Source organism: Roseateles sp. P1_C1_2 (genome assembly GCF_056406535.1).
Genome location: NZ_JBFUAB010000019.1, coordinates 121,935 through 141,514, shown reverse-complemented (window position 1 = coordinate 141,514; position 19,580 = coordinate 121,935). Strand labels below are relative to the sequence as shown.

The window sequence follows — 19,580 nt, the reverse complement described above, 5'->3', positions numbered from 1 at the left end:
ATCCTGACAGCTCCCCTTGAGCGAACCGCATTCAGGCAGGCCCCCAGTTCGCGGGGCCGCCAAACACCCGCCCGAGGCCCGTGGCCTGCTGGAGCGCATGCTGGAGTTCCTGCACCCCGGCCCCGACTCCAAGAGCGAACTGATCGATACCCTGGCCGACGCCGAGCAGCGCGAGCTGATCGAGCCCGAGTCGCGCCAGATGCTGGAGGGCGTGCTGCGCATGGCCGAGCTGTCGGCCGGCGACGCCATGGTGGCCGCGCCGCGCATGGACCTGCTGGACATCGACGCGCCCTACGACGAACTGCTGGGCCTGGTCATCGACAGCGGCCATTCGCGCTTCCCGGTCTTCGAGGGCAGCCGCGACAACATCATGGGCATCCTGCTGGCCAAGGACCTGCTGAAGATGCAGCGCGCCCCGGAGCTGAATCTGCGCGCCTTGCTGCGCCCGCCTGTTTTCGTGCCCGAGAGCAAGGGCTTGAACGAACTGCTGCGCGACTTCCGTTCCAACCGCAATCACCTGGCCATCGTCATCGACGAGTTCGGCAACACCGCCGGCCTCATCACCATCGAAGACGTGCTGGAGGAGATCGTCGGCGAGATCGAGGACGAGTTCGACGACAAGGATGGCGAGTCCGGTATCTACACGCTGGCCGACGGCAGCCAGCGCATCGCCGGCGACGCGACCATCGCTGCCGTCAACGGCAGCTTCGGCCTGGCCTTGCCGGACAACGACTTCGACACCATCGGCGGTCTCGTCGCCCATGAGCACGGCCGCGTGCCGCGCCGCGGCGAGGTCGTGACGGTTTCGGGCCTGAACTTCGCCGTCATGCTGACCCGGGGCGGCGCCGTGCGCTGGTTCAAGGTCACGCGCGCACCCGAAGACGAGACCGAAGCGTGAAGGGCGCCAGAGCCGCGGCCGTCGCGCTGGTCGCGGGCCTGCTGCACACCTGCGCCTTCGCCCCCACCGGGGCCTGGTATCTGCAGTTGATCGCGCTGGCGCTGCTGTTCGCCGTCGTCGAGAGCGCCACGCCCCGGCTGGCGGCGCGGGTCGGCGCCCTGTTCGGCTTCGGCTGGTTCGCCTCGGGCCTGTGGTGGCTGCACATCAGCATGCATCAGTTCGGCGGCATCCCCTGGCTGCTGGCCGCCTTGGCGGTGGCGCTGCTGGCGGCCATTCTGAGCGCCTATTACGCGTTGGCCCTGGGCCTGACGGCCAGGCTGGTCGCAGCGGGCCGCTGGCGGCTGCTGGCCTTGGTGCCGGCCTGGCTGCTGGCCGAGCTGGCAAGGGCGACCTGGTTCAGCGGCTTCCCGTGGATCGCCTCCGGCTATGCGCACACGGTCGGCCCGCTGGCCGGCTGGGCGCCCTGGGTGGGCGTCTACGGCATTTCCGCGCTGGCGGCACTGGCGGCGACGGGCCTCGTGCTGCTCAAGCGCGGCGCCACGGCCTGGGCCGCCGCCGCGATAGCCGTCCCCTTGGCCGGCCTGCTGCTGCCGCAGGACTTCACGACCTCCACGGGGCGCCTGGCCCTGTCCCTCGTGCAGCCCAGCATCCCGCAGGACCAGAAGTTCGACGCCGCCCGCTTCGCCACCAACCTGGAGGTGCTGGCCCGGCTCATCGAATCGGCGCGCGGCCAGGTCGTCATCACGCCCGAATCCGTCGTGCCGCTGCCGCTGGCCGAGCTGGACCGCGCGACGCTCGTGCGCCTGTCCCGCCCCGACCACCCGGCGCTGCTCGGCGCCTTCCTGGGCAATGCCGACGAAGGCTTCGTCAACTCCGTCGTCGCCATGGGCAGCGACTACCACTACGGCAAGCGCCACCTGCTGCCCTTCGGCGAATTCATCCCGCCCGGCCTGGGCTGGTTCGTGCACGCCATGAACATCCCGCTGGACGACCAGGCCCGTGGCGACCACCAGCGGCCCTGGGCTGTCGCCGGCCAGCGCCTGCGGCCACTGATCTGCTACGAGGATCTGTTCGGCGAGGACGTCGTTCAAAGCGCCGTCGGGCCCGACGCGGCCACCGTCTTTGTCAACGTCAGCAACCTGGCCTGGTTCGGCACCGTCATGATCCAGGACCAGCATCTGCAGTTCTCCCAGATGCGGGCGATGGAATTCCAGCGTCCCGTCGCCCGCTCGACCAACACCGGCGCCACCGCCGTCGTCGACCATCAAGGCCACATCACGGCGCGCCTGCCGGCCCTGGCGCGCGGCGTGCTGGAGGCCGAGGTCGAAGGCCGGAGCGGCAGCACGCCCTACGCCCGCTGGCTGGCGGCGCTGGGCCTCTGGCCCCTCTGGGCCGTCGCCCTGCTTACCCTGATCGGGTTGCAGAGGGCGGCCCAATAGAATCGACCACCCCTCTTCTGCCCGAGCCCATGCTGACCTTCCAGCAAATCATCCTGACGCTTCAGGACTATTGGTCCCAACAAGGCTGCGCCCTGCTGCAGCCCTACGACATGGAAGTCGGCGCCGGCACCAGCCACACCGCCACCTTCCTGCGCGCCCTCGGCCCCGAGCCCTGGAAGGCCGGCTATGTGCAGCCCAGCCGCCGCCCCAAGGACGGCCGCTACGGCGACAACCCGAATCGCCTGCAGCACTACTACCAGTACCAGGTCGTGCTCAAGCCCGCGCCGGCCAACATCCTGGAGCTGTATCTCGGCTCGCTGGAGGCGCTGGGCTTCGACCTGAAGAAGAACGATGTGCGCTTCGTCGAGGACGACTGGGAGAACCCGACGCTCGGCTGCTGGGGCCTGGGCTGGGAGGTCTGGCTCAACGGCATGGAAGTGACGCAGTTCACCTACTTCCAGCAGGTCGGCGGCATCGACTGCAAGCCCATCACCGGCGAGATCACCTACGGGCTGGAGCGCCTGGCCATGTATCTGCAGGGCAAGGAATCGGTCTACGACCTCGTCTACACCGACGGCCTGACTTACGGCGACGTGTTCCACCAGAACGAGGTTGAGCAGTCGACCTACAACTTCGAGCACAGCGACGTGGACTTCCTGCTCGGCGCCTTTGCCGCGCACGAAAAGCAGTCCAAGCACCTGATGGAGCAGCAACTGGCCCTGCCCGCCTACGAGCAGTTGCTGAAGGCCGGCCACAGCTTCAACCTGCTGGACGCCCGCGGCGCCATCTCGGTCACCGAGCGTGCCGCCTACATCGGCCGCATCCGCAACCTGGCCCGTGCCGTGGCACAGAGCTATCTCGACAGCCGCGCGCGCCTCGGTTTCCCGATGGCGCCCAAAGCCTGGGCTGACGAAGTCGTCGCGCAGATCGAACTGAAGAACAGCAAGAAGGCGGCCGCTTGATGAATCTGCTCGTTGAACTGTTTGTCGAAGAGCTGCCTCCCAAGGCGCTGAAGAAGCTGGGCGAGTCCTTCGCCGGCGTGCTGGCCGACAGCCTGAAGGCGCAAGGCCTGGCTGGCGCCGATGCCGCCGTCACGTCCTTCGCGTCGCCGCGCCGGCTCGGCGTGCACGTCACCGGCGTCGCCAGCAAGGCCGCCGACAAGGCCGTGCAGCAGAAGCTGATGCCCGTCGCCGTCGCATTGACCGCCGACGGCCAGGCCACGCCGGCCCTGCTGAAGAAGCTGGCCTCCATCGGCGCCGGTCCCGAGGTCGTGCCGCAACTCAAGCGCCAACCCGATGGCAAGGCCGAAGCGCTGTTCTGGGACAGCCTGCAACCCGGCGCCACGCTCGCTCAAGGTTTGCAGAAGGCGCTGGACGAGACGCTCGCCAAGCTGCCCATTCCCAAGGTCATGAGCTACCAGCTCGCCGACGGCTGGACCGACGTGAAGTTCGTGCGCCCGGCGCATGGCCTGATCGCGCTGCACGGCACGGACGTCGTGCCCGTCCAGGCCCTGGGCCTGACGTCCGGCCGCACGACCAGCGGCCACCGCTTCGAGTCGGCCCAGGCCACGGTCAGCATCGACTCCGCCGACGGCTACGCGACGCAGTTGCGCGAGCAGGGCGCCGTCATCGCCAGCTTCGCCGAGCGCCGCGCCGAGATCTCGCGCCAGCTCAAGGGCGCCGCCGATGCGCTGAGCCTGACGCCCATTGACGACGAAGCCCTGCTCGACGAAGTGACCGCCCTGGTCGAGCGCCCGAATGTGCTGACCTGCGCCTTCGAGGCCGAGTTCCTCACCGTGCCGCAGGAATGCCTCATCCTGACGATGAAGGCCAACCAGAAGTACTTCCCGCTGCTGGACTCGCATGGCAAGCTGACCCGCCACTTCCTGGTGGTGAGCAACATCGCCCCGGCCGACGCCAGCGCCGTCACGCAGGGCAACGAGCGCGTCGTGCGCCCGCGCCTGGCCGATGCCAAGTTCTTCTTCGACCAGGATCGCAAGAAGAAGCTCGCCGACCGCCTGCCCGGCCTGGCCAAGGTCGTCTATCACGGCAAGCTGGGCTCGCAGGGTGAGCGCGCCGAGCGCGTGTGGGCGATTGCCCACGCCATCGTCAACCAGCTCAGCATGGCGACCCTGCCCTACACCGTCGACGCCGACGACGAGTTCAAGGTGCTGGACAGCAAGGTGCAGCAGGCGGCGCAGCTCGCCAAATGCGACCTGCTGACCGACATGGTCGGCGAGTTCCCCGAGCTGCAGGGCATCATGGGCGGTTACTACGCCCGCCACGAGGGCCTGCGCGACGGCGTCGCCATCGCGATTGAAGACCACTACAAGCCGCGCTTCGCCGGCGACGCGCTGCCGCGCAACCACACCGGCACCGTCGTGGCCCTGGCCGACAAGCTGGAGACGCTGGTCGGCCTGTTCGGCATCGGCCAACTGCCCACCGGCGACAAGGACCCCTTCGCGCTGCGCCGCCATGCGCTGGGCGTCATCCGCATCCTGGTCGAGAAGAACCTGCCGCTGGACCTGCCGGCGCTGGTCGATGCCGCCGTGCCGGCTTTCGGCGAGCTCATCGACAACCCACGCGAAGCGCTGCTGTCCTTCTTCGCCGACCGCCTGGCCGTCAATCTGCGCGACCAGGGCTACAGCGCCCAGGAAGTGGACGCCGTGCTGGCCCTGAACCCCACGCGGCTTGGCGATGTGCCCAAGCGCCTGGTGGCCGTGCGTGCCTTCGCCGCGCTGGCCGAGGCCGCGTCGCTGGCCGCTGCCAACAAGCGCGTCGGCAACATCCTGAAGAAGGTCGAAGGCGAGCTGCCAACGGCCCTCAGCCAAGACCTGCTGAAGGAAGCCGCCGAACAGGCCCTGGCCCAGGCGATTGCCGAGGTCCAGCCGGCTGCTGACCTGCTGTTCGAGCAGCATGACTACACCGGCTCGCTGCAACGCCTGGCGGCGCTCAGAGGCCCGGTCGACGCCTTCTTCGACGGCGTGATGGTCAACGCCGAAGACCCGGCCTTGCGCGCCAACCGCCTGGCGCTGCTGGGCCGTCTGCACGCCGCCATGAACCGGGTCGCCGACCTGTCCCGCCTTGCCGCATAAGAGCTCCATGCGCGCCGACCACGCCCACGGCATGAAGCTCGTCATCCTCGGGCGTGACGGCACGATCAATCGCTACCGCGACGATCACGTCAAGGCACCCGAGGAACTCGACCCGCTGCCCGGTGCGCTGGAGGCCGTCGCCCGCCTCAACCATGCCGGCTGGCACACCGTGCTGGCCACCAACCAGGCCGGCATCGGCCGCGGCCTGCTCGACATGGCCTCGCTGAATGCCGTGCACATCCGCCTGAACCAGCTGCTGGCCGAAAAGGGCGGGCGCCTCGACGCCGCCTTCTTCTGCCCGCACACGCCCGAGGAAGGCTGCGACTGCCGCAAGCCGCTGCCGGGGCTGATCCAGCAGATCGGCGAGCGCTTCGATGTCGAGCTGAAGTCTGTCCATATGGTCGGTGCATCGCTGACCGACCTGCTGACGGCCCAGAACGCCGGCTGCATGCCGCATCTGGTGCTGACCGGCCCCTTTGGCAGCCTCAGCACCGAGGAGCTCGCCAACCTGCTGGTGCAGGTGCCCCAGGCCCGTGTGCACGACGACCTGATGAGCTTTGCCGAAACCATCGTCCAGGAAGAGCGCCGCCGCGTCGCCGAGCAGCGCGGCCAGGTCTTGACCCCCGACACCCAGGCCGGAGACCTGAACTGATGTCCACCTTGCTGAGCGCCATCCGCTCGCTGATCTTCGTCATCGTCCTCATCGTGACGGTCATCCCCTGGGCGACCGGCGTGCTCATCCTGTCCATCTTCCGCCGCGGCGACCCCATCTATTGGGCCTGCGCCAACTGGCTGAAGATCGCCATCTGGAGCGCGCGCTGGATCTGCGGCATCCGCTGGCGCATCCATGGCATGGAGAACCTGCCGCCCGCGTCGGACCGCCGCGCCGGCGTCGTGCTGCTGTCCAAGCACCAGAGCACCTGGGAGACCTTTGCCTACCCGGCCCTGCTCAGCCATCCGCTGGCCTATGTGTTCAAGCGCGAGCTGCTCTATGTGCCCTTCTTCGGCTGGGCGATGGCGCGCATGGACATGATCCACATCGACCGCGGCCGCCGCACCGAGGCCTGGAACAAGGTGCTGGCCCAGGGCAAGCGCCTGGGCGGCCAGGGCAACTGGGTCATCATGTTCCCGGAGGGCACGCGCATCCCGCGCGGCGAGGTGGGCGACTACAAGACCGGCGGCACCCGCCTGGCCCTCGAGGCCGGTCTGCCCGTCGTGCCCATTGCCGTGACGGCGGCGCGCTGCTGGCCGCGCAAGAGCTTCCTGCTGCGCCCTGGCGTCGTGGACGTCTCCATCGGCCGGCAGATCCGCCCCGATGGCCGCGAGCCGGCCGAACTGATGCGCGAGGTCAAGGACTGGATCGAGAGCGAGATGCGCCGCCTCGACCCCGAGGCCTATACCCACCACCCTTCGCCCGCCGGCGCCGCCGGCGACGCGTCTGCGACCCAACGCTGAGCCCCATGCCCGCCAAGCGCCCGGCCCCCCTCCTGCAGGACAGCCAGCTGTCGCTGTTCGATGTGGAGCCGGCAATCACGCCGGCCGAGCCGGGTGCACCGCGTGCGCGGCGCGAGCTGCTGCTGGGCCAGCACCGCATCGGCTACGAGCTCAAGCGGGCGCGCCGGCGCAGCATCGGCTTCGTCGTCGGGCCGCAGGGCCTGCGCGTCAGTGCGCCGCGCTGGGTACCGGTGGCCGAGATCGAACGCGCCCTGCATCACAAGGGCGAGTGGATCCTGCGCAAGCTCGTCGAGCAACGCGAACGCCAGCAGCGCATCCAGGCCTCGCGCATCGAATGGCTGGACGGCGGCCGCCTGCCCTACCTCGGCGAAGCCCTGAGCCTGGTGATCGCCCCTGCCGAGCGCGAGGTCGTCTGGGACGCCGCGTCCCGCCAGCTGCGCCTGCCCCTGCCCCACGGCGCCTCGGCCGAGCAGATCCGCGATCTGGCCCAGTCCTGGCTCCAGGCCCGTGCGAAGGAAGACTTCCTGCCGCGCTGCCACCAGTTCGCCGACCTGCTCGGCGTGTCGATGAAGACGCTGCGCCTGTCCTCGGCGCAGACGCGTTGGGGCAGCGCCAGCGCCGACGGCTCCATCCGCCTCAACTGGCGACTCATCCATTTCGCGCCGGCCATCATCGACTACGTCGTCGCCCACGAGCTGGCCCATCTGCGCGAGATGAACCACAGCCCGGCCTTCTGGGACACCGTGCGCTCCGTGCTGCCCGACTTCGAGCGCTCGCGCGATGCGCTGCGCGAGGAATCCATCGTGGTCCAGTAGGCCCCTCGTCCGGAGCCCCGATACCCGCCGCAATGGTTTGCATGTGAATACTACCGAGCGACAGTCACCCTGCCGCCTTCACAAAGCGCAACACTTCGTCTGACGCTGTCACACAGGTACCCCAGAGCCGGCACAGTCCGGAGGGAGCGAAGGTACCGAGCTAAGCCGGACCGCCGCCGCACGATTCACCTCGTCGGCGGCGTTTCTCTTTGTGCCGGCGTCAGGCGGGCAGGAAGCGGTAGACGCCGTCGGCGCCCAGTTCGCGCCTGAGCTCGCCCTTCAGCCACAGCGCATGCAGGTGTGCAATCGCCTCGCCCATCGCGAAGGTGGTCTGGTGCAGGTCGAGCTTGCGCTTGAACAACACGGGCAGCAGGCCGGCCGCATGCGTCGGCTCGGCGCGGCAGGCGGCGGCGACCTCGGCGAGGCGCTCGACATGGTGCTCCTGCAACTGGTCGATGCGTTCATGCAGGCCCGTGAAGGGCTTGCCGTGCGAGGGCAGCACCAGCGTGTCGGCCGGCAGTTCCAGGTAGCGCTTGAGCGAGTCCAGATAGAGCGTCAGCGGGTCGGCCTCGGGCTCGACGTCGACGACGGAGACATTCGTCGAGATGCGTGGCAGCACCATGTCGCCGCTGATCAGCAGCTTGGCCTCTTCACAGAACAGGCTGATGTGCTCGGGCGCATGACCGTAGCCGGCGATGCAGCGCCAGCTGCGCCCGCCGATGTCGACCACGCTGCCATCCATCAGCCGGCGGTAGCTGGACGGCACGACCGGCACCATCTTGGGGTAGTAGTCGGCGCGGGCGCGGATCTTCTCCAGCGACTCGGGGTCGGTCAGGCCATGGCTGCCGAAGAAGGCGGCGGCCGACGCGCCCCCCATGCCCACCGTCGAGCTGCTGGCCAGGCGGGCCAGGTTGAAGTCGGTCGCGCTCATCCACAGCCTGCAGCCCCACTTCTCGGTCAGCCAGTGGGCCAGGCCGAGGTGGTCGGGGTGGAAGTGGGTGGCGATGACGCGCAGCACCGGCAAACCGTCCAGATGAGCGGCAAACACCTGCTCCCAGTTGGCGCGCGTGTCGTCGCTGGCGATGCCGCAGTCGACGATGGTCCAGCCCTGGATCTCACCTTCAGGGCCGTCCTGCCGATCGCGCAGCAGCCACAGGTTGATGTGATCGAGCGCAAAGGGCAGGCCCATGCGCACCCAGCGCACGCCAGGCGCCAGGTCCAGCGCCTCGCCGGCTTGGGGCAGGGTATCGCCCAGGGGGTAATGGAGTTCGGATTCGCGTGGATTGCCCATGGCCGACTTAGACTGACGTTAACGTCAACTGAGTGTAGCCATGCCCCCTCGCCGTCCTGTCGCCGCCGCGACCGAAGCACTGCAGCCGACCTTCACGATCACCGAACTCGCCGCCGAGTTCGACATCACGCCGCGCGCCATCCGCTTCTACGAGGACATGGGCCTGCTGGAGCCCGGCCGCAAGGGCCGCAACCGCATCTACACGCCGCGCGACCGCACGCGGCTGAAGCTGACGCTGCGCGGCAAGCGCCTGGGCCTGGCCCTGCAGGAGATCAAGCAGCTCGTCGACATGTACGACAGCCAGGCCAGCGCCGCGCCCCAGTTGCGTGCCTTCCTCACCATCCTGGCCCAGCACCGCGATCAGCTCGAGCAGCAGCGCCATGACATCGAAGTCACGCTGGCCGAGATCCAGCAGCACGAGAAGCGCTGCCGCGCATTGCTCGGTCAAGCGTGACGCTTTGCCGGGAGCGGCCTCTAATTGCGTCGCATGGAGGACAAACCCCGCTGACGCCATCCCACACTCTGACTAGAGTCCGCCCCTCGACCGAGGTGGTATTGGCCACCGGCCGGAACGTCTTTGTGGAGCCGTCATGACACTCGGACCGCGCCCTGCCCTGGCGCTTGCCCTGCCCGCTATCGCGGGCGCCCTGCTGATGCTGGCCCAAGCTGCCAGCGCCCAACAAGAAGCGCCCAAGGCCGAGAGCCTCGAGCGCGCACAGAAGGCTGCCGACGCGGTCTTCCACTGGATCAAGCTGAACGCCGACAAGGGCGCGAGCCGCGACAAGCCTGCCGCGGCCCCGGCCCCGGCGCCGGCCCCCGCACGCAAGCCCACCCCCGCGCCCGTGGCTGCAGCGCCCAGGCCCGCGCCATCGGCCGCACCCAGTGCCGCACCGACCGCCATGGCCGCCGCTGTCCCCACCGCGATCGCCGCCGCGCCTCAGGCCGCACCGGAGCCCGAACCCGAGATCGATCGCACGCCGGTGGTGCTGGCTTCGGCCGCACCCACGCCCGCGCCGGCCGCCCCGCTGGCCACCGCCGCGCGCGCGGCCGAGCCGCCGCCCAAGCCGGCCGAGGAAGAGATCGAGGAGCCGCTGAAGCTGCTGGCCAAGGTCGAACCGGCCATCCCGCGCCAGATGCAGCAGCAGGGCAACTTCCGCAATGGCTTTGCCCAGGTGCAATTCACGGTCGGCCCCGACGGCTCGGTGCAGCAGGCCGCGGTCATCAAGGCCAGCCACTCGCGGCTGGGAACGGCGGCCGTCGAGGCCGTGAAGCAATGGCGCTTCGCGCCCATCCGCAAAGCACGAGAGGCGGCCGTCGAAGTCGCCTTCAAGAGCGACACGGACTGATATCAGGCTCGGGCGTCTACGGGTTGACGCTGAGCAGAGGGGCAGGGATGCTGCGCTCGAGCCGTTAGAAGTCCTGCGGCCGAAATCAGGGAGTCTCCATGTCCATCCGTCTGCTCGCCCGCACCATTGCGGGCATTGGTCTTTGTGCCGCCGCATGCGCGGCCTCAGCCGCCCCCTACTCCGGCCTCGTCGTCTTCGGCGACAGCATTTCCGACAGCGGCAACAATTTCCTGCTGCTGTCCCAGGCGCCTGGCGGGATGCCGGCCGTGAACATCACGGGCGACAACTACTACAGCAAGATCCCGTCGGTGGCCGGCACCTATTCCAACGGCCCCGTCTGGACGCAGTACTTTGCCCAGTCCCTGGGTATCCCGCTGGCGCCATCTCTGGCCAATGGCGGCAATTTCGCCTTCGGCGGCGCGCAGACCGGCCTGAACGGCAACGAGATCCCGCAGCTTCCCGGCTTCCCGTACAGCATGCAAACCCAGCTTGGCATGTATCTGGGTGCCACCGGCAACCACGCTGATCCGAACGCCCTCTATGTGGTGGCCGGCGGCGGCAACAACATCCGCGCGGCGCTGGAGGCGATCGCCCTCGGCGCCGACCCGACCGCCACGGCCAACGCCACCGTGGCCGGCTATGCCGCCGACATGGCCGGCATCGTTGGCAGCCTCAAGCTGGCCGGCGCCCAGCATGTGCTGGTGCTGAACACGCCCAACTTCGGCCTCACGCCGTTGGCCAATGCCCTGGGCGTCAGTGCCCAGGCCTCGGGGCTCAGCTTCGCCATGGACGCCGCCCTGAACGGTGCGCTGACCGGCAGCGGCGCGCAGATCTTCGACATGTACGGTTTCATGACGGCCGCGGTGGGCAACGCCGCGCAACTGGGTTTCACCGACTGGACCCATGCCTGCGCCGCCGTCAACAGCAGCTGCGACGTCAACACCTCGCTGTTCTGGGACGGCATCCACCCGACGACGCTGGCCCACCAGCAACTGGCCGCCGCGGTGCTCGCCGTGGCCGTGCCCGTGCCCGAGCCCGACGTGGCCGCGCTGTTCGTGCTGGGCCTGGGGGTCGTGGCGCTAAGGGCCAGGCGCCGGGCAGGTGTCCAGCAGGGCTGACATCGCTTCGAGAAACACCCGGGTGCGCAGCGGCATCAGCCGCCGCTCCGGGAACACCGCCCAGCAGCTCGAACCGGGCAGATGCCAGTCCGGCAGCAAGCGCTGCAGGCGGCCCAGTTCCAGCGCCTCCCTGACGATGAGGCGGTCGATGCCGGCGATGCCGACGCCGCTCTCCGCCAGTTGCGCCAGCAGGCTGGGTGCATTGGCCAGCGTGCGCTGGGCTGGCCGGGCCAGATAGGGCTCGGCACCCTCGCGCAGCAGCCGCCAGGGCACGGACTCGCCGGTGCGGGTCAGCAGCATCAGCCCGTGCATCGAATCCAGCGCCTGCGGCAGCAGTGGTTCGCCGACGCGGGCCACGTAGGCCGGTGAGGCGTACAGGCCCCAATGCGTCGTCGCCAGCTTGCGCGCGGCGAGCTGGCTGTCCTCGTCCAGCTGGCCCATGCGGATGACGAGGTCAAAGCCCTCGCCGATCAGGTCCACGCGCCGTGGCGTCAGGTCCAGTTCCAGCTGCACCTCGGGGTAGGCCAGCGCGAACTCGGCCAGCATGCCGGCGGCCACCTGCTGGGCGAAGTCCGCCGGCATGCTGACGCGCAGCCGGCCGCTGGGCTTGCGCTGGCGATGCAGGGCCAGGGCCAGCGCGCCATCCACCTCGGACGCGACGGCGCGCGCATGCTCCAGCACGCCCGCGCCGAAGTCCGTCAGCGTCAGTTTGCGCGTCGTGCGCTGCAGCAGCTTCTCGCCCAGGCGGGTCTCCAGCGCGCCGATGCGCCGCGACACGGTGCTCTTGGGCCAGTGCACCCGCTCGGCGGCGCGGCTGAAGCTGCCGGCCTCCATGACGCGGGCAAACAGCAGCAGGTCGTCGGCATCGGATTCCATTGTTTGACCTTAATTGATCCACCAGCGGAACAATCTTATGCAATTCGACGACTTCTGGACTTGATTGGCGACTCCTAGAGTTCAACCCATCGCAACCCCTCCTCTCGGAGCCCCAGATGAACATCCTGCAAATCAACGCCAGCGCCCGCCGTGCCACCGATGACCAAGGCTCGGTCTCCACCCGCCTGGCCAATGAACTGACCGCCGGCCTGCGTGCTGGCAACGCCGCCGCCACGGTCACCGTGCGCGACCTGACGCTGACGCCCCAGCCGGTGCTCGACGAAGTCGCCCTCGGCGCCCTGTTCACGCCGGCCGACCAGCGCACGCCCGAGCAGGCCGCCCGCGTCGCGCTGGACGACGCCCTGATCGCCGAGCTGCAAGCCGCCGACACCGTCGTCATCGGCGTGCCCATGTACAACTTCAACGTCACGGCCCAGTTCAAGAACTGGATCGACGCGGTCGCCCGCGCCGGCGTCACCTTCAAGTACAGCGAGAAGGGCCCCGTCGGCCTGCTGACCGGCAAGAAGGTCTTCATCGTCACCAGCCGCGGCGGCATCCACCGTGACCAGCCCAGCGACCAGATGACGCCCTATCTGCGCACCGTGCTGGCCTTCCTGGGCATGACCGACGTCGAGTTCGTCTACGCTGAAGGCATGGCCTTTGCCGCCGAACAAGGCCTGGCCGCCGCCCGTACTCAAATCACGCAACTGCTTGCCGCTTAAGGAACCATCATGAGCACCGTCGTCACTTCCCTGTTGACCCAACCGCGTGAGGTCGAGCGCCTCGTCGCCGGTCAGCCGACCAGCGACGGTGCCGGTGTCAAGCTCAACCGCGTGCTGACGCAGAACCTGCAGCGCCGGCTGGACCCCTTCCTGATGCTGGACGCCTTCGGCACGGACAACCCCGACGACTACATCGCCGGCTTCCCCGACCATCCGCACCGCGGCTTCGAGACCATCACCTACATGCTCAATGGCCGCATGCGCCACCGCGATTCGGCCGGCAATGAAGGCCTGATCAGCGACGGCGGCGTGCAATGGATGACCGCCGGCCGTGGCGTCATCCACAGCGAGACGCCCGAGCAGAACGCGGGCCGCATGGCCGGCTTCCAGCTCTGGCTCAACCTGGCGGGCAAGGACAAGATGAACGCGCCCTGGTATCGCGACATCGCCAGCGCCGAGGTGCCCGAGTTCGAGAGCGACGGCGTGAAGGCGCGCGTCATCGCCGGCGAGAGCCATGGCGTGACCGGCGCCGTGCAGCGCGACAACACCGAGCCGCTGTATCTGGACCTGCACTTCGCGCCCGGCGCCCGCTTCGAGCAGCTGCTGCCGCCCGAGTTCAACGCCTTCGTCTACGTCTACGAAGGCGCGTTGAAGTTCGACAGCGGCTGCCTGCAGCCCGAAGGCCGCATGGCCATCCTGGCCAACACGCCCGGCAGCGACGGCGTGCGTTTGAAGGCCGGCGACAAGCCGACCAAGGCCTTGCTGATCGCCGGCAAGCCGCTGGGCGAACCGATCGCGCAATACGGCCCCTTCGTCATGAACACGGAAGCGGAGCTGGTACAGGCGGTACGCGACTTCCAGGCCGGAAGACTCGCCTGAGCGCGGATCCTGCCGGGCCAAAATGCCCGGCATGGATCGTCTGCAAGCCATGGAAGTGTTCGTCGCTGTCGTCGACAGCGGCGGCTTTGCGAGTGCGGCGCGCAAGCTGGACCTGTCGGCCCCTGTCGTCACCCGCGCCGTCGCCGAACTGGAGGCGCGCCTCGGCCTGCGCCTGCTGACGCGCACGACCCGCAGCGTGCGCGTGACCGAGGCGGGCGCCCGCTACGCCGACGACTGCCGGCGCATCCTGGCCGACGTCAGCGAATCCGAAAGCGCCACCAGCGACAGCCGCAGCCAGCTCAAGGGCCTGCTCAGCGTCACGGCGCCGGTATTGTTCGGCAACCTGCATGTGACCCCCATCGTCACCGACTACCTGCGGCGCTACCCCGACGTCGACGCGCAATGCGTCTTCGTCGACCGCGTCGTCAACCTCGTCGATGAAGGCCTGGACGTGGCCGTGCGCATCGGCGAACTGCCCGACTCCTCGCTGCGAGCCGTCGGTGTCGGCCAGGTGCGGCGCATGCTGCTGGCCTCGCCGGACTATCTCGCCGCGCACGGCCGGCCACAGCGCCCCGAGGAGCTGTCCCGGCACACGCTGATCCAACCCACCCAGGTGGCGCCCTACCCTGAATGGCGCTTTGCCGAAGGCGGCAAGCCGCTGGTGCAGCGCATCCGGCCGCGGCTGCGCACGACGACGAATGATGCGGCGCGCTCTTTCGCGATGGCCGGTCTCGGCATTGCGCGCCTGCTCAGCTACCAGGCTGCCGATGCGCTGGCCCGCGGAGAGCTGCTGCCGCTGCTCGAGGAGTTCGAGCCGCCGCCCATCCCGGTGCACGTCGTGCATCACGAGGGCCGGCACATGATGCAGAAGGTGCGCGCCTTCGTGGACCTCGCGGTGGACAACCTCCGAGCCAACCCCGCTCTGCGCTAGACGTTCTGCGGCGCCCAGTCGCGAAAGCGCCAGCGCAGCGGCAGCGCGTCGCGCAGCCACCAGCCCTCGTCGAGGTGGAAGCGCCAGGCACGCTCGGCCTTGTCGAGCGCGGCCAGCTCCGGCCCTTCCCAGACGATCTCCGCACGGCCCGTCAGCGTCAGCAGATCACCGCGCTCGAAGTCGATGAAGAGCAGGCCGGCGCGGCCGTCGAGCTGCAGATTGCCCAGCGTCATGTACATGCGGTTGCCGGAATAGTCGGGCACCAGCAGCGTGCGGGCGTCCTCCTGCATGACGAAGCCGGCGGGACCGCCACGATGCGACACGTCCGCCCCCGCCGGGCCCGCATGCGTTGCGACGAACAAGGTGTCGGCGGCGGCGATCAGCCAGGCCGCGTCGCCGTCCAGACTGTCCACGCGCTCGATGGCGCGCGGCCGCGTGTCGCTCGCATCGCGTGCCCACTCGAACTCGCGGCCCTGGATGTATTGCGGGCAATTGCCCACCGTCTGGCTGACGCGCAGGCGCAGGCCTTCCGGGCCGGCCGCCACCAGCTCGCCGTTGACGCGGTTGCGCCGCCGCGTGTGCAGCTCGATGCCCAGCAGCCCCAATGGCGCACCCGGGGTCATGCCGGTCGCGGCCGGGTCGCCCGGCATGGGCGTGGCCGCGAAGGTCAGATGCCAGGCATCCGGCGCCTGCACAAAGCCCGGCTGCCCGACCAGCACCGTGGCCCAAGGGCGGCCGGCTGGATCGACGCTGCCGGCCAGCATCAGCGGCAGCTGCTCGTAGAAGCGCTGGTGCTGCTCGGGCATGTGGTCGCGCACAACGCGGCGGCCGATCTCGTCCATGCGCTCGGCGACACCGAGGCGGGTCTGCACGGCGACTTCGCCGGCATGGAAGGGGGCTGCATTCATGGCGATCAGGCCGCGACGCGCAGGCCGGCCGCGGTGGCCTTGAAGGGGACGAAACCCGGCAGCGCCTCGATGCGAGCCAGCCACGCGCGCAGCGCCGGATACGGCGCCAGGTCCACATTGCCCTCGGGCGCATTGACGATATAGCTGTAGCCGGCAATGTCGGCCAGCGTGGCGGCGTCGCCCACCAGGAAGGAGCGCTGCGCCAGCTCGTTTTCCATCACCTTGAACAGCGCATGCGCGCGACCTATGACTTCATCGACATCGAAGCGCGCACCGAACACGGTGACCAGGCGCGCCGCGGCGGGGCCGAAGGCGATCAGGCTCGACGCGACCGACAACCAGGCCTGCACGGCGGCACGGCCGGCGGCATCCTGGGGCAGCCAGCGGCCGGTGCTGTCGTACTTGGTGGCCAGGTAGACCAGGATGGCCGTGCTGTCCCAGACGCAATGGCCATCGTCCTCCAGCAGCGGCAATTGGCCGAAGGGATGGCGGGCGATGAACTCGGGCGTCTTGTGGGCGCGAGCCGCGAGGTCCACGTCGATCAGCTCGTGCGGCAGCCCCAGCAGGGACAGGGCGAGCTCGGCGCGGTGGGCGTGGCCGGACAGGGCGTGGCGGTACAGCTTGAGGGTCATGCGGCCTCCTTGAAACAATGGAGCTCACTGTGCCCAGCTTCAGGCCGCCGAGAAACGGCGCGCGCCGCAAGTCATTCTTTCCGCGGCTGGCAAGATTAGGGCGATGAACGCACGCCGCCACAGCCCCGCCGCCGAACGCAACGGCCCGCCCATCCTCGCGGCCCTGCAGCGCCTGCTGCCGGCGCAAGGCGTCATTCTGGAGATTGCCAGCGGCACGGGCCAGCACGCCGCCTTCTGCAGCGAGGGCCTGCCCGGATGGCATTGGCAGCCCAGCGATTTCGACGCGGCCTCCCTGCCCTCCATCGCCGCTTGGTGCGAAGGCCTGGCCCGGGTGCGCCCGCCGATCACGCTGAATGTGCTGGATGAGGTCTGGGCCGGTGTGCCGGCCCAGGTCGACGCGATCTACTGCGCCAACATGATCCACATCGCGCCCTGGGCCTGCACGGCGGGGCTGATGCAGGGCGCCGCCCGGCATCTGGCGCCCGGCGGCCTGCTCATCACCTACGGCCCCTGCATCCTCGACGACATGCCGACGGCACCCAGCAATCTCGCCTTCGACGCCGACCTGCGCCAGCGCAACCCCGCCTGGGGCCTGCGCCGCCTGGCGGACGTGGCCACGCAGGCTGCGGCCGCCGGCCTTTGCCTGCGCGAAACCCTGGCCATGCCGGCCAACAATATGCTGCTGACCTGGGCGCGCGCCATTTGACGGCCGCGCCCGTTCAAACATGCTCCTTGGACTCCTCGTGCTCGCCGGCCTCTGGGCCGGCCTGCAGAACTCGCTGGCCGGTGGTGGCTCCTTCGTCACGCTGCCGGCGCTGATCCTGTCGGGCATGTCGCCGCTGGCGGCCAACATCACGTCGACCGTGGCCTTGTTTCCCGGCCAGCTCAGCTCGGGGTGGGCGGGCCGGCGCCTGGTCGTCGGCACCGCGACGCTGTCCTTCCGCGCCTTGGGTCTCGTCAGCCTGCTCGGCGGCGCGGTCGGCGCCTGGCTGCTGCTGAACACGCCGTCCTCGGTGTTCGCGCGCCTGGTGCCCTGGCTGGTGCTGTTTGCCACCAGCGTGTTCGCCTGGGGCAGCTTTTTGCGCAAGCCGGTGGCGGAGGGCCATCACTTCAGCGCCCGCGCGACCGCCGCGATGCAGTTCCTCATCGCCATCTACGGTGGCTACTTCGGTGGCGGCATCGGCTTCCTGATGCTGGCCGCGCTGACGGTGGCGGGCATGCCCACGCGCAATGCCGGCGCGACGAAGAACGTGCTGGCCGGCATCATGAACGCATCGGCGGTGGCCTTGTTCGTGCTGTCGCCCGAGGTGCACTGGCTGCAGGCCATCGTGCTCGGCAGCAGCGCCGTCGTGGGTGGCCTGGCCGGCGCCTGGGCCCTGCATCACGTCAACGAGAAGGCGCTGCGCATCGCCATCATCGCGCTCGGTGTGGCGCTGACGGTTGGTCTGTTCCTGCGACCGCTTTGAGCGGTCCGTTTGCGAAGCTCGCGCCTCATCGATGCATTGCCGGGGGTCCGTCCCGGCGGCCGGGGAACTTTCTTCTGCGGGGCCACAAGAAAGTCACCAAAGAAGAGGCCCTGACCCGCACACCACCGCGACGCCGCCATCAGCGGCGCGCGAAAACGACCACCGGCATTGAGGCAAGAAGCGAGCCGCTGCGCTCTCGCACACGACTTGTGACGAGCCGGATTCATCGCACCAGCACCCCGTTCGACGCGCGGCTGCACGCCGGGCTCATCGGGAAATACGAACAGCCGCGTCGCTCGGGCGACGCCGCATTGGGCTGTTCTGATGAGCCCGGCGTGCAGCCGGCGTTAACTGGCCTGACGGTCCGATCGCTGGCGCTCTTCACAAGTCGTGTGCGAGAGCGCCGCGGTTCGCTTGTGGGCACGGCCCACGCCGAGCTTGCGAGCGCATGACGCCACTCGAGTGCGGATTGCATTGAGCGCTCCTCTTTTGGTGACTTTTCTCTGGCGCGTCAGAGAAAGCCGAAGGCTTCGCCAAAAGTTACCCGCCCTCGCGGGGCGGACTCCCGCGGCACTGCATCGGGTCGAGAGGCTCTTCACAGAGTTCTCAAGTGCATTTGCGAGCGGTGCGGGTGTTAGCCTGCACCGCAGGGCCTGAACTCAGACGCAACGGCAGACGGGCTGGCAGGCACAGTTCGGCCCGCAGGCACAGCCGGCAGAGGCTGCCGCAGCGGCCAGTTGGGTCGCAAGCGACTGGCAGCCGCAGGTGCAGGAAGCGCCGGGGCAGTTGGCGCAATGGCAGGTGGGAATGGTGGGGTTTTGCATGGATAACTCCGTGAGGTGACAAGAATGCGGACCGATCGGCCCGTGAAGAGAATTCTGTTCATCGCAGGCCTTGCCCGCTTGAACGAAAGGGCTGATCTGCAAGGACGGAGAACGCCTTGAGCAACAGGCCCATCGTCGGCATCGGCCGCGTGCTGCTATGGAGCGGTGGCAGCCTGTGGATCGGCCGTGCCACGGGCCACGCGCAGGCCCATGCCCATCACGCCATCCAGATCTCGATGGCGCTTACCGGGCGGCTGCGCCTGTGCGGCGACGAGCAGCCCTGGAAGGCGCACGCCGTCGCCATGGTCAGCCCGCACCAGCGCCATCAATTCGATGGTGGCGGCGAAACGGTGGCGCAGATCTTTGTGGAACCCGAGACCGCGCAAGGTCGTGCCCTGCTGCAGTTGTATGGCAAGGCGCCCATCGTGGATCTGCCCCTCGACTCGATCGAGCCTCTACTCGCCGCCTTGCTCGACGCATTTACCGCCGACGCACCGGACGAAGCCCTCGTCGCCATCAGTCACCGCCTCGTCGACACGCTTTGCGGCCAGGCGCTGCCTGCACTCAGCGTGGACCCGCGCATCAGCCGCGCCATCGAGTTCATGCGGGGCCGCCTGAGCGAGCCGGTGACGCTCGCACAGGCCGCCGCCGCGGCGCACCTGTCACCCAGCCGCTTTCGCCACCTCTTCGTCGCGCAGACCGGCATGTCGCTGCGGGCCTATCTGCTGTGGGCCCGCGTCGAAGCCGCCGTCGGCGCGGCGATGGGCGGGGTGTCGTGGACTGAAGCGGCGCAGGACTGGGGCTTTGCGGATTCGGCCCACCTCAGCCGGACGTGCCGGCGCATGTTCGGCATTGCGCCGACGATGTTGGTCAGACCGTAGATTGA

Annotated in this window: 20 protein-coding genes; 16 read left to right on the top strand and 4 right to left on the bottom strand. The window is 69.0% G+C overall.

Going from position 1 to position 19,580, the window contains the following annotated elements; genetic code table 11:
* Positions 1 to 16: 16 nt before the first annotated feature.
* Genes AC1D2H_RS19735 through AC1D2H_RS19705 form a run of 7 tightly spaced genes read left to right on the top strand, consistent with a single transcriptional unit; the run spans position 17 to position 7,701 of the window.
* Positions 17 to 898, top strand: a complete 882-nt coding sequence (locus tag AC1D2H_RS19735; RefSeq protein ID WP_477931841.1) for an HlyC/CorC family transporter — start codon at positions 17 to 19, stop codon at positions 896 to 898.
* A complete protein-coding gene (gene lnt, locus AC1D2H_RS19730) occupies positions 895 to 2,337 on the top strand; it encodes an apolipoprotein N-acyltransferase (RefSeq protein ID WP_478012151.1) in 1,443 nt (480 codons plus the stop codon). Before AC1D2H_RS19735 ends, lnt begins: the two co-directional genes overlap by 4 nt.
* A 29-nt stretch (positions 2,338 to 2,366) precedes the next feature.
* Positions 2,367 to 3,299, top strand: a complete 933-nt coding sequence (glyQ, locus tag AC1D2H_RS19725; protein ID WP_477931843.1) for a glycine--tRNA ligase subunit alpha — start codon at positions 2,367 to 2,369, stop codon at positions 3,297 to 3,299.
* The gene (gene glyS, locus AC1D2H_RS19720) at positions 3,299 to 5,431 is read left to right on the top strand and encodes a glycine--tRNA ligase subunit beta (RefSeq protein WP_478012150.1); all 2,133 of its coding nucleotides are present in this window, start codon (positions 3,299 to 3,301) and stop codon (positions 5,429 to 5,431) included. The genes glyQ and glyS overlap by 1 nt, the downstream gene beginning before the upstream one ends.
* A 7-nt stretch (positions 5,432 to 5,438) precedes the next feature.
* Positions 5,439 to 6,083: a D-glycero-beta-D-manno-heptose 1,7-bisphosphate 7-phosphatase gene (gmhB, locus tag AC1D2H_RS19715; RefSeq protein ID WP_477931845.1), complete on the top strand. Its 645-nt coding sequence runs from the start codon at positions 5,439 to 5,441 to the stop codon at positions 6,081 to 6,083.
* A complete protein-coding gene (locus AC1D2H_RS19710; protein ID WP_478012149.1) occupies positions 6,083 to 6,886 on the top strand; it encodes a lysophospholipid acyltransferase family protein in 804 nt (267 codons plus the stop codon). The genes gmhB and AC1D2H_RS19710 overlap by 1 nt, the downstream gene beginning before the upstream one ends.
* Before the next feature lie 5 nt (positions 6,887 to 6,891).
* On the top strand, positions 6,892 to 7,701 hold the full coding sequence (locus AC1D2H_RS19705; RefSeq protein WP_477931847.1) for a M48 family metallopeptidase: 810 nt from the start codon (positions 6,892 to 6,894) through the stop codon (positions 7,699 to 7,701).
* A gap of 220 nt (positions 7,702 to 7,921) precedes the next feature.
* On the opposite strand, the gene AC1D2H_RS19700 is transcribed toward AC1D2H_RS19705, so the two are convergent.
* Positions 7,922 to 8,992, bottom strand: a complete 1,071-nt coding sequence (locus AC1D2H_RS19700) for an MBL fold metallo-hydrolase (RefSeq protein ID WP_478012148.1) — start codon at positions 8,990 to 8,992, stop codon at positions 7,922 to 7,924.
* A gap of 40 nt (positions 8,993 to 9,032) precedes the next feature.
* Here AC1D2H_RS19700 and AC1D2H_RS19695 point away from each other — a divergent pair, with 40 nt between their 5' ends.
* From AC1D2H_RS19695 to AC1D2H_RS19685, 3 genes are all read left to right on the top strand, one after another.
* Entirely contained in the window at positions 9,033 to 9,446 is a 414-nt protein-coding gene (locus AC1D2H_RS19695) for a MerR family transcriptional regulator (RefSeq protein ID WP_478012147.1), read from the top strand.
* 136 nt (positions 9,447 to 9,582) lie between these two features.
* Positions 9,583 to 10,338 carry a TonB family protein gene (locus AC1D2H_RS19690; protein ID WP_478012146.1) on the top strand — a complete coding sequence of 252 codons (756 nt, stop codon included), beginning with the start codon at positions 9,583 to 9,585 and terminating at the stop codon, positions 10,336 to 10,338.
* 98 nt (positions 10,339 to 10,436) lie between these two features.
* Positions 10,437 to 11,456, top strand: a complete 1,020-nt coding sequence (locus AC1D2H_RS19685; protein WP_478012145.1) for an SGNH/GDSL hydrolase family protein — start codon at positions 10,437 to 10,439, stop codon at positions 11,454 to 11,456.
* Here AC1D2H_RS19685 and AC1D2H_RS19680 read toward each other — a convergent pair.
* A complete protein-coding gene (locus AC1D2H_RS19680) occupies positions 11,418 to 12,332 on the bottom strand; it encodes a LysR family transcriptional regulator (RefSeq protein ID WP_478012144.1) in 915 nt (304 codons plus the stop codon). The genes AC1D2H_RS19685 and AC1D2H_RS19680 overlap by 39 nt on opposite strands.
* A gap of 116 nt (positions 12,333 to 12,448) precedes the next feature.
* Here AC1D2H_RS19680 and AC1D2H_RS19675 point away from each other — a divergent pair, with 116 nt between their 5' ends.
* The 3 genes from AC1D2H_RS19675 to AC1D2H_RS19665 are packed head-to-tail and all read left to right on the top strand — an operon-like array spanning position 12,449 to position 14,864.
* Positions 12,449 to 13,054 (top strand): FMN-dependent NADH-azoreductase, encoded by a 606-nt coding sequence (locus AC1D2H_RS19675; protein ID WP_477931853.1) that lies wholly within the window; start codon positions 12,449 to 12,451, stop codon positions 13,052 to 13,054.
* Positions 13,055 to 13,063: 9 nt separating this feature from the next.
* The gene (locus AC1D2H_RS19670; protein WP_477931854.1) at positions 13,064 to 13,933 is read left to right on the top strand and encodes a pirin family protein; all 870 of its coding nucleotides are present in this window, start codon (positions 13,064 to 13,066) and stop codon (positions 13,931 to 13,933) included.
* A gap of 31 nt (positions 13,934 to 13,964) precedes the next feature.
* Positions 13,965 to 14,864 carry a LysR family transcriptional regulator gene (locus AC1D2H_RS19665; protein ID WP_477931855.1) on the top strand — a complete coding sequence of 300 codons (900 nt, stop codon included), beginning with the start codon at positions 13,965 to 13,967 and terminating at the stop codon, positions 14,862 to 14,864.
* On the opposite strand, the gene AC1D2H_RS19660 is transcribed toward AC1D2H_RS19665, so the two are convergent.
* Together AC1D2H_RS19660 and AC1D2H_RS19655 are read right to left on the bottom strand one after the other, a co-directional pair.
* Positions 14,861 to 15,772 (bottom strand): pyridoxamine 5'-phosphate oxidase family protein, encoded by a 912-nt coding sequence (locus AC1D2H_RS19660; protein ID WP_477931856.1) that lies wholly within the window; start codon positions 15,770 to 15,772, stop codon positions 14,861 to 14,863. The genes AC1D2H_RS19665 and AC1D2H_RS19660 overlap by 4 nt on opposite strands.
* A gap of 5 nt (positions 15,773 to 15,777) precedes the next feature.
* Complete coding sequence (locus AC1D2H_RS19655; protein ID WP_478012143.1) at positions 15,778 to 16,404, bottom strand: glutathione S-transferase family protein; 627 nt, start codon at positions 16,402 to 16,404, stop codon at positions 15,778 to 15,780.
* Between the two features lie 103 nt (positions 16,405 to 16,507).
* Between AC1D2H_RS19655 and AC1D2H_RS19650 the strand changes: the two genes are divergently transcribed.
* From AC1D2H_RS19650 to AC1D2H_RS19640, 3 genes are all read left to right on the top strand, one after another.
* Complete coding sequence (locus AC1D2H_RS19650) at positions 16,508 to 17,110, top strand: DUF938 domain-containing protein (RefSeq protein WP_478012141.1); 603 nt, start codon at positions 16,508 to 16,510, stop codon at positions 17,108 to 17,110.
* A gap of 19 nt (positions 17,111 to 17,129) precedes the next feature.
* The gene (locus AC1D2H_RS19645) at positions 17,130 to 17,870 is read left to right on the top strand and encodes a sulfite exporter TauE/SafE family protein (protein ID WP_478012140.1); all 741 of its coding nucleotides are present in this window, start codon (positions 17,130 to 17,132) and stop codon (positions 17,868 to 17,870) included.
* Between the two features lie 940 nt (positions 17,871 to 18,810).
* Entirely contained in the window at positions 18,811 to 19,575 is a 765-nt protein-coding gene (locus tag AC1D2H_RS19640) for a helix-turn-helix domain-containing protein (protein ID WP_478012139.1), read from the top strand.
* Positions 19,576 to 19,580: the final 5 nt, after the last annotated feature.

Coding starts and splice junctions, on each gene's coding strand:
- glyQ (WP_477931843.1), top strand. CDS start 2,367: ATGCTGACCTTCCAGCAAATCATCCTGACGCTTCAGGACTATTGGTCC.
- glyS (WP_478012150.1), top strand. CDS start 3,299: ATGAATCTGCTCGTTGAACTGTTTGTCGAAGAGCTGCCTCCCAAGGCG.
- AC1D2H_RS19705 (WP_477931847.1), top strand. CDS start 6,892: ATGCCCGCCAAGCGCCCGGCCCCCCTCCTGCAGGACAGCCAGCTGTCG.
- AC1D2H_RS19695 (WP_478012147.1), top strand. CDS start 9,033: ATGCCCCCTCGCCGTCCTGTCGCCGCCGCGACCGAAGCACTGCAGCCG.
- AC1D2H_RS19690 (WP_478012146.1), top strand. CDS start 9,583: ATGACACTCGGACCGCGCCCTGCCCTGGCGCTTGCCCTGCCCGCTATC.
- AC1D2H_RS19710 (WP_478012149.1), top strand. CDS start 6,083: ATGTCCACCTTGCTGAGCGCCATCCGCTCGCTGATCTTCGTCATCGTC.
- AC1D2H_RS19670 (WP_477931854.1), top strand. CDS start 13,064: ATGAGCACCGTCGTCACTTCCCTGTTGACCCAACCGCGTGAGGTCGAG.
- AC1D2H_RS19685 (WP_478012145.1), top strand. CDS start 10,437: ATGTCCATCCGTCTGCTCGCCCGCACCATTGCGGGCATTGGTCTTTGT.
- AC1D2H_RS19645 (WP_478012140.1), top strand. CDS start 17,130: ATGCTCCTTGGACTCCTCGTGCTCGCCGGCCTCTGGGCCGGCCTGCAG.
- AC1D2H_RS19680 (WP_478012144.1), bottom strand. CDS start 12,332: ATGGAATCCGATGCCGACGACCTGCTGCTGTTTGCCCGCGTCATGGAG.
- AC1D2H_RS19675 (WP_477931853.1), top strand. CDS start 12,449: ATGAACATCCTGCAAATCAACGCCAGCGCCCGCCGTGCCACCGATGAC.
- gmhB (WP_477931845.1), top strand. CDS start 5,439: ATGCGCGCCGACCACGCCCACGGCATGAAGCTCGTCATCCTCGGGCGT.
- AC1D2H_RS19660 (WP_477931856.1), bottom strand. CDS start 15,772: ATGAATGCAGCCCCCTTCCATGCCGGCGAAGTCGCCGTGCAGACCCGC.
- AC1D2H_RS19650 (WP_478012141.1), top strand. CDS start 16,508: ATGAACGCACGCCGCCACAGCCCCGCCGCCGAACGCAACGGCCCGCCC.
- AC1D2H_RS19655 (WP_478012143.1), bottom strand. CDS start 16,404: ATGACCCTCAAGCTGTACCGCCACGCCCTGTCCGGCCACGCCCACCGC.
- AC1D2H_RS19665 (WP_477931855.1), top strand. CDS start 13,965: ATGGATCGTCTGCAAGCCATGGAAGTGTTCGTCGCTGTCGTCGACAGC.
- AC1D2H_RS19700 (WP_478012148.1), bottom strand. CDS start 8,992: ATGGGCAATCCACGCGAATCCGAACTCCATTACCCCCTGGGCGATACC.